Genomic DNA, 6814 nt, shown 5'->3' with positions numbered 1-6814 from the left:
ACGGCGTGCCGCCCGCACCGGCTCGGGGTGGCCACCCCGAGCCGGTGCACCCATCAAAGCACATTTCGCCGTTCCAACCCGGGACCGCGTGCCGGAAGGGGTGTCTTGTTCTGAGAACGATCCCGGCCCTCGCTGACGCTCGCCCGGGATGACAACAAGAAAGGTCGTCGTCCCGGGCAAGCGCGCACAGCGCGCGCGACCCGGGACCGCGTGCCGGAAGGGGTGTCTTGTTCTGAGAACGATCCCGGCTCGGCGCGACGCGCCGTCCGGGATGACAACAAGAAAGGTCGTCGTCCCGGGCAAGCGGCGAAGCCGCGCGACCCGGGACCGCGTGCCGGAAGGGGTGCCTTTTTCTGAGAACGATCCCGGGTCTCGCTGACGCTCGCCCGGGATGACAACAAGAAAGGTTGCCGTCCCGGGCAAGCGGCAAAGCCGCGCGACCCGGGACCGCGTGCCGGAAGGGGTGCCTTGTTCTGAGAACGATCCCGGCCCGGCTCGGCGCGACGTGCCGTCCGGGATGACACCACACGACGACGCACGATCCCGGCGCGACGCGCCGTCCGGGATGACGCGACTCGAAGAAGACGATCCCCGCTTTCGGGCCGTTCAAGCCCGCAGGCGCTCAGCCGACCGGCCCGACCGACACCACGATGAAGGTGTGCAGCTCGCCGTCCTCGTCGCGGATCGACACGTATTCGCCCGGCACGAAGGCATGGGCGCCGAAGCGGTAGCCGGCCTCGTCATCGTCGGGGTCGTTGTCGGCATCGACGATGTCGTAATGGAAGGCCCAGGTGCTGCCGCTCTTGCCGCCTGGCCGGTGGACGACATGGCCGATCTGGTCGGGCTCGCCGGCCCAGAACCGCCGCACCCGGCAGTGCTCGCGATGCTTCTTCCACAATGTCGTGTCGATGTGGCCGGTGTCGTCGAGCGGGGCCACGAACTCGTAGCCGTGCCGTGCCGACCCCTCCGGGTGGTCCTTGGACCGGGCGAGGTTGAGGCGGATTCGCTTGAGGTCCTGCGGCAGCTTGGTCATGGTCCTCGTCCAGATTGTCTTCGGTCCGTTGGAGCGGTCTCTCGGAGCGGTCCCTCGGAGCGCACGGCCCTGCGGACCACCTTCGGCCAAGCAGATGCTGTTCGGCCTCGATTGTGAGCATTCCAGAAGGCGCTTCGCAAGCGCATCCGCATTGGCCTTTATCGACATTGCCTGGAACGGCGGTAGCGCCCATCTCCCGCACGGGGAGCAGCGCGAGGATAGCACGCGATGGCAGATGGCAATCTCGATCCGGCAATCGCCGCCCTGCTGGCCGATCCGGCGACCTACGGCCTTGCTCCCGGCACGCCCGTCACGCGCATCGACACGCACGCGGCCGCGGTGTTCCTGGCCGGAACGCGCGCCTTCAAGGTCAAGCGGCCGGTGCGCTACTCCTATCTCGACTACGGCACGCTGGCCAAGCGCGAGGCCGCCTGCCGGGCCGAGCTTGCCGTCAACGCGCCCTTCGCCGCCGCGCTCTATCTCGGGGTGGTGCCGGTCACCCGGCAGGCGGCCGGCACGCTGGCGCTCGGCGGCACGGGCGAGGTGGTCGAGTGGCTGGTCGAGATGCACCGCTTCGACGAGACGATGACGCTCGACCACCTGGCCGAGACGGGCGAGCTGTCCGAGCCGCTGATTGACGCCCTGGCCGAGACGGTCGCCGCCGGCCACGCCCGCATGCCGGCGGCCGACGCCGCGGCCTGGATCGCGGCGCTGGCGAGCTACGCGGCCGACGACCGCGCGACGTTCCACGCCGCGCACGACCTGTTCCCGCCCGACGAGGCGGCGCGGCTCGACGCCGCCACCACCGCGGCCCTGCACCGCAACGCAGCGCTCATCCTGGCGCGCGGCCGGCGCGGGCTGGTCCGCCGCTGCCATGGCGATCTGCACCTCGGCAATGTCGCGCTGGTCGACGGCCGGCCGCTGCCGTTCGACGCCATCGAGTTCGATCCGCTGATCGCCACCGGCGACGTGCTCTACGAGCTCGCCTTCCTGCTGATGGACCTGGTGGCGCGCGGCTGCCGGCGCAGCGCCTGCCGGCTGCTCAACCAGTATCTGCTGGACCCGCATCTGTTGGCCCCCGGCCGCGACGACGACCTCGACGGGCTGGCGGCGCTGCCGCTGTTCCTGTCGCTCAGGGCGCAGATCCGCGCCAAGGTGGCGCTGGCGCGCCGAACGCTGACCTCGGGCGCGGCCTCGGTGGCGGCAACGCACGACGCGATGCGCTATTTCCGCCTCGCGGGGGCGGCGATCGCGCCGCCGCCGCCGCATCTGTTCGTGGTCAGCGGCCTGTCGGGCACCGGCAAGTCGAGCGTGGCGCAGGCCATCGCCGGGCGCCTGCTGCCGCTGCCCGGCGCGCTGATCCTGCGGTCGGACGTCGAGCGCAAGCGGCTTTATGGCGTGCCGGCGACCGCGCGCCTGCCGGCCGACGCCTATCGGCCCGAGGTGACGGCGCGCGTCTACCGGCGGCTCGCGGAGCGGGCGCAGCGGGCGCTGGAGGCCGGCCATTCGGTGGTGGTCGATGCGGTGTTCGCCCGCCCCGATGAGCGGGCCGCCCTCGCCGCGCTCGGCGCGGCGTGCGGCGTGCCGGCGCGGGGCGTGTGGCTGGAGGCGCCGCTCGACGTGCGGCGGGCGCGCGTGGCCGGCCGCCGCCACGATGCCTCGGATGCCGATGCGGCGGTCGTCGAATTTCAGGACGGGCTGGAGACCGGGCCGCTCGATTGGCCGCGGGTCGATGCCGGCGGGCCGCTGGAGAGCGTGGTGCGGCGCGCCATGGCGGCGCTTGGCGGCCCCTGGTGAAGGCGGCGAGCGTGGGGCGGCCCTTGTGATGGCGCCCCTCGCGATGGCGGCCGCGACCCGAAACCGCGAGCCGCCCGACGCCGCCCGCGCACGGGGCGACGCGGGCGGCAATGGGTTGCGGCTTACTTGGAGCCGTCAGCCTTGAACTGCTTGATGAAGGCGATCAGGTCGGAGATCTGCTGGTCATTCTTGACGCCAGCGAAGATCATCTTGGTCCCCGGGATCTTGGCCTTCGGATCCTTGATGTACACGCGGAAGACGTCTTCGTTCCACGTGATGCCGGAATTCTTGTTGGCTTCCGAGTAGTTGAATCCTTCGATCGTGCCGGACTTGCGGCCGAACAGGCCGTTCAGCACAGGGCCGACCTTGTTCTTCGCGCCAGGGCCGATCGAGTGGCAGACCAGGCACTGCTTGAAGATCTGCTCGCCCTTCGCAGCGTCTTGCGCCTGCGCCGACGTGACACCCGCGGCCAGAACGAACAGTCCCAACACCAATTTCCGCATGACATTATCCCCGAGCGTTGCTGCCGGCCCCGCGCCGGCGCTTTCGAGTAATGCACCGACCGGCCACGAACCGCAACATCGTTCCAAACTGCGCGCGCGCAACTTTGTCCTCGCACCGAAAAATTCGCGGACCTCCCTTGGACTTGACCGCAGGGGTGGCCACCTACCTTATGGCGTGCCCGCCGGGCATGGTAAATGGTTGGTAAACGGGACCGGCGTTCCGAATCGTGGCGGTGCACGGACCGGCGCGGCAGGGCTCTCGCGTATCCGCCGGTCTGATTGCACCAGGCGGACGCTCCAAGTTATTGAGCTGTCGCATTCTCTTCCGCAAAACCGGTTCCCACTTTTGCGGAGAATGCTCTAGGAGGAGACACGATGGCGACGAAGGCAAAGAAATCCAGGAAGAAGGTTTCGGCCAGCAAGACCGACACAGCGGCGGCGAGCGAGACGGCCAAAGTGTCCGGAAAGGCCAAGGTGTCCGCAAAAGCCAAGACGCCTGCGAAGGTCAAGACGCATGCGAAGGCCAAGACGCCTGCGAAGGTCAAGACGCCCGCGGATGGCAAGACGTCTGCGAAGGCCAAGGATTCCGCCGGTCGCGCCGCCAAATCCACCGCGGGCAAATCCTCCGCTGCCAAGACCGCTGCTGCCAAGACCGCTGCTGCCAAGTCCACCGCGAAGGCCGCCGCCAAATCCACCTCCGCCAAGAGCACCGCCAAGACCCCTGCAAAGGTCGGCGCAAGGAAAGCGGCGGCGGTCGCTCGCGACCTGCCGACGACGAAAGGCAAGGCGAAGGACGCCGCGACGCGCGCCGGCAAGAGCAAGGTCAAGACCAAGACTGCGACCGGGATCGCCAAGCAGGCAAAGGCGGCCGAGAAGGCCACCGCCAAAGCGACCAAGGCCGGCAAGACGGCCAAGACTGGCAAGATCGCCAAAGCGACCAAGACCGCCAAGGCCAGCAAGACCACCAAGATTGGCAAGACCACCAAGACCGCCAAGGCCAAGGTGTCCTCAGCGGCCAAGAAGGCCGAGGCCAAGACGACAAAGGCCGAGGCGAAGACGACAAAGGCCAAGACCACGAAGGCGAAGACGGCGAAGGTCAAGACCACTAAGACCCCTGCCAAGGCGACAGCGAAGACCTCGGCCAAGGCGCCGTCGAAAACCGCGGCGAAAGCGGTGGCGGTCAAACAGGCCGGGAAGCCGGGCGCAGGCAAGACGACTGCAGACAAGACGGCTGCAGGCAAGGCGGCAACCAAGGGCAAAGCCACCAAGACGGCGGCGGCCAGCGCCCCGGTGGCGCCGGCCCTGCCGGCAGGCCGCCCGGCCCCGCGCGCCGGTCGCGCCGCACCGGCCCCGCGGCGGGCGGCATCGACGGCGCGGCGGGCCAGCCTTGCCGCGCGCCCGACCCCCGCCAAGCCGGCGAGCGAGGATCAGCCGGCGGCGCCGGCCGCGCCGCCCAAGGCGTCGGTTCCGGCCACGCGCCCGACGCCGCTGCCGCCGGCGACCCGCCGCGCACCGGCGCTGCCGACAGTCCGGCGCCCCGCACTGCCGCCGATGCTGGTGGAACCCGCCGCCAAGCAGCCTGACGCCAAGCAGCCCGCCAGCAAGCCCGCCGCAAAACCGGCCCGCAAGGCCGAGGCCAAGCCCAACGGCGCTCCGCCCAAGGGCGGCCGCACGAGTCCTTCCAAGAAACCCTCGAAGAGCGCCGCAAAGACCGCCGCGCCGCAACCCGAGGTCGGCCTCGCGCCGCCGCAAGGGATTGCCGTGCACGGCAAGGCGATCGCCCGCTCGGACGAGATCCTGACGCCCGCGGCGCTCGATTTCGTCGCCGCGCTGCACCGCCGGTTCGAGCCGCGCCGCCGCGATCTCCTCAAAGCCCGCGCCGAGCGCCAGACGCGCTTCGATGCCGGCGAGCTGCCCGACTTCCTGCCCGAGACCCGGCACGTGCGCGAGCATCCGTGGAAGGTGGCGCCGATCCCGCACGATCTGCAGGACCGCCGGGTCGAGATCACCGGCCCCACCGACCGCAAGACCGTCATCAACGCCCTCAATTCCGGGGCGAAGGTGTTCATGGCCGATTTCGAGGATGCCACCTCGCCGACCTGGGCCAATCTCATCGACGGCCAAGTCAATCTCAAGGACCGCTGGCACGCCGCCGGGCTCGACTGGACCGACCCCGCGACCGGCAAGCGCTATGTGCTGGGCGACGATCCGGCGGTGCTGATGGTGCGCCCGCGCGGGCTGCATCTCATCGAGCGGCACGTCGAGATCGACGGGGCGCCGGTGGCGGGCGCGCTGTTCGATTTCGCGCTCTATGCCTTCCACACTGCGGCCGCCGCGCTGGCCAAGGGCTCAGGGCCCTATTTCTATCTGCCGAAGCTCGAAAGCCACATCGAGGCGCGGTGGTGGAACGACGTGTTCCTGCACACCGAGTCCGCGCTCGGCCTGCACCGCGGCACGATCAAGGCGACCGTGCTGATCGAGACGCTGCCGGCAGCCTTCGAGATGCACGAGATCCTGCACGAGCTGAAGGACCACGCCGCCGGCCTCAATTGCGGGCGGTGGGACTACATCTTCTCCTTCATCAAGACGATCGCCAAAAACCACGGCTACATCCTGCCCGACCGCAGCCAGGTGGTGATGGGCGAGGCGTTCCTGAAGGCCTATTCGCACCTCCTGATCCAGACCTGCCACATGCGCGGCGCGTTCGCGATGGGCGGCATGGCGGCGCAGATCCCCAACCGCAGCGATCCCGACAAGAACGCCGCGGCGCTGGCCAAGGTGCGCGCCGACAAGGAGCGCGAGGTCGGCGACGGCCACGACGGCACCTGGGTCGCCCACCCCGACCTGGTGGCGGTGGCGATGGAGGTGTTCGACCGGCTGATGCCGGGCAGGAACCAGCTCGACGAGCTGCGCGAGGATGTCGATGTCGGCCAGGCCCAGCTTCTGGACGTGCCGCACGGCACGCGCACCGAGGCGGGCTTTCGCGAGAACATCCGCGTCGGCGTGCGCTACATCGAGGCGTGGCTCGGCGGCAGGGGCGCCGTGCCGATCTACGATCTGATGGAGGATGCCGCCACCGCCGAGATCGCCCGCGCCCAGATCTGGCAGTGGGTGAAATACGGCGCCAAGCTGGACGACGGCACGCAGATCACCCCCTCGCTCTTCGAGAAGGTGCTGCACGAGGAGACGGAGCGCGTGCGCGCCGAGGTCGGCAATGAGGCGTTCGACTACGGCCGCTTCGCCGAGGCGATCGCGCTGTTCCGCAAGCTGTCGCTGGCGGCGGAGTTCGAGGCGTTCCTCACCATCCCCGCCTACGCGCTGATCGATTGAGACCGGGCCGGGTGATCGGCCCGGAAAAGCGCCGGCCAAGGGGCGCGCTCTTCCCCTCTCCCACCCGGGCCGCGCTTGCGCGCGCCCGGGCGCAGGCTCTTGCGGAAGAGGGTGCCGAGCGGTCCCTGGATCGCGAGGCGGGTGAGGGGTG

4 protein-coding genes are annotated in these 6814 nt (G+C 69.7%); 2 read left to right on the top strand and 2 right to left on the bottom strand.

Going from position 1 to position 6814, the window contains the following annotated elements; translation table 11 throughout:
• Positions 1–622: 622 nt before the first annotated feature.
• The gene (locus F1193_RS15405) at positions 623–1033 is read right to left on the bottom strand and encodes a hypothetical protein (RefSeq protein WP_150098684.1); all 411 of its coding nucleotides are present in this window, start codon (positions 1031–1033) and stop codon (positions 623–625) included.
• A gap of 228 nt (positions 1034–1261) precedes the next feature.
• On the opposite strand from F1193_RS15405, the gene F1193_RS15400 reads away from it, so the two are divergent.
• Positions 1262–2830, top strand: a complete 1569-nt coding sequence (locus F1193_RS15400; RefSeq protein ID WP_150098683.1) for a bifunctional aminoglycoside phosphotransferase/ATP-binding protein — start codon at positions 1262–1264, stop codon at positions 2828–2830.
• A 122-nt stretch (positions 2831–2952) separates the two neighbouring features.
• Here F1193_RS15400 and F1193_RS15395 read toward each other — a convergent pair whose 3' ends face one another.
• On the bottom strand, positions 2953–3333 hold the full coding sequence (locus tag F1193_RS15395) for a c-type cytochrome (RefSeq protein WP_150098689.1): 381 nt from the start codon (positions 3331–3333) through the stop codon (positions 2953–2955).
• A 375-nt stretch (positions 3334–3708) separates the two neighbouring features.
• Between F1193_RS15395 and aceB the strand changes: the two genes are divergently transcribed.
• Positions 3709–6663: a malate synthase A gene (aceB, locus tag F1193_RS17570; RefSeq protein ID WP_246164468.1), complete on the top strand. Its 2955-nt coding sequence runs from the start codon at positions 3709–3711 to the stop codon at positions 6661–6663.
• The last annotated feature ends 151 nt before the right edge of the window (positions 6664–6814 follow it).

Source organism: Blastochloris sulfoviridis, from assembly GCF_008630065.1.
Taxonomy (GTDB): Bacteria; Pseudomonadota; Alphaproteobacteria; order Rhizobiales; family Xanthobacteraceae; genus Blastochloris; species Blastochloris sulfoviridis.
This window is presented reverse-complemented; position numbering and strand designations above follow the sequence as displayed.

Coding starts and splice junctions, on each gene's coding strand:
- F1193_RS15405 (WP_150098684.1), bottom strand. CDS start 1,033: ATGACCAAGCTGCCGCAGGACCTCAAGCGAATCCGCCTCAACCTCGCC.
- F1193_RS15400 (WP_150098683.1), top strand. CDS start 1,262: ATGGCAGATGGCAATCTCGATCCGGCAATCGCCGCCCTGCTGGCCGAT.
- F1193_RS15395 (WP_150098689.1), bottom strand. CDS start 3,333: ATGCGGAAATTGGTGTTGGGACTGTTCGTTCTGGCCGCGGGTGTCACG.
- aceB (WP_246164468.1), top strand. CDS start 3,709: ATGGCGACGAAGGCAAAGAAATCCAGGAAGAAGGTTTCGGCCAGCAAG.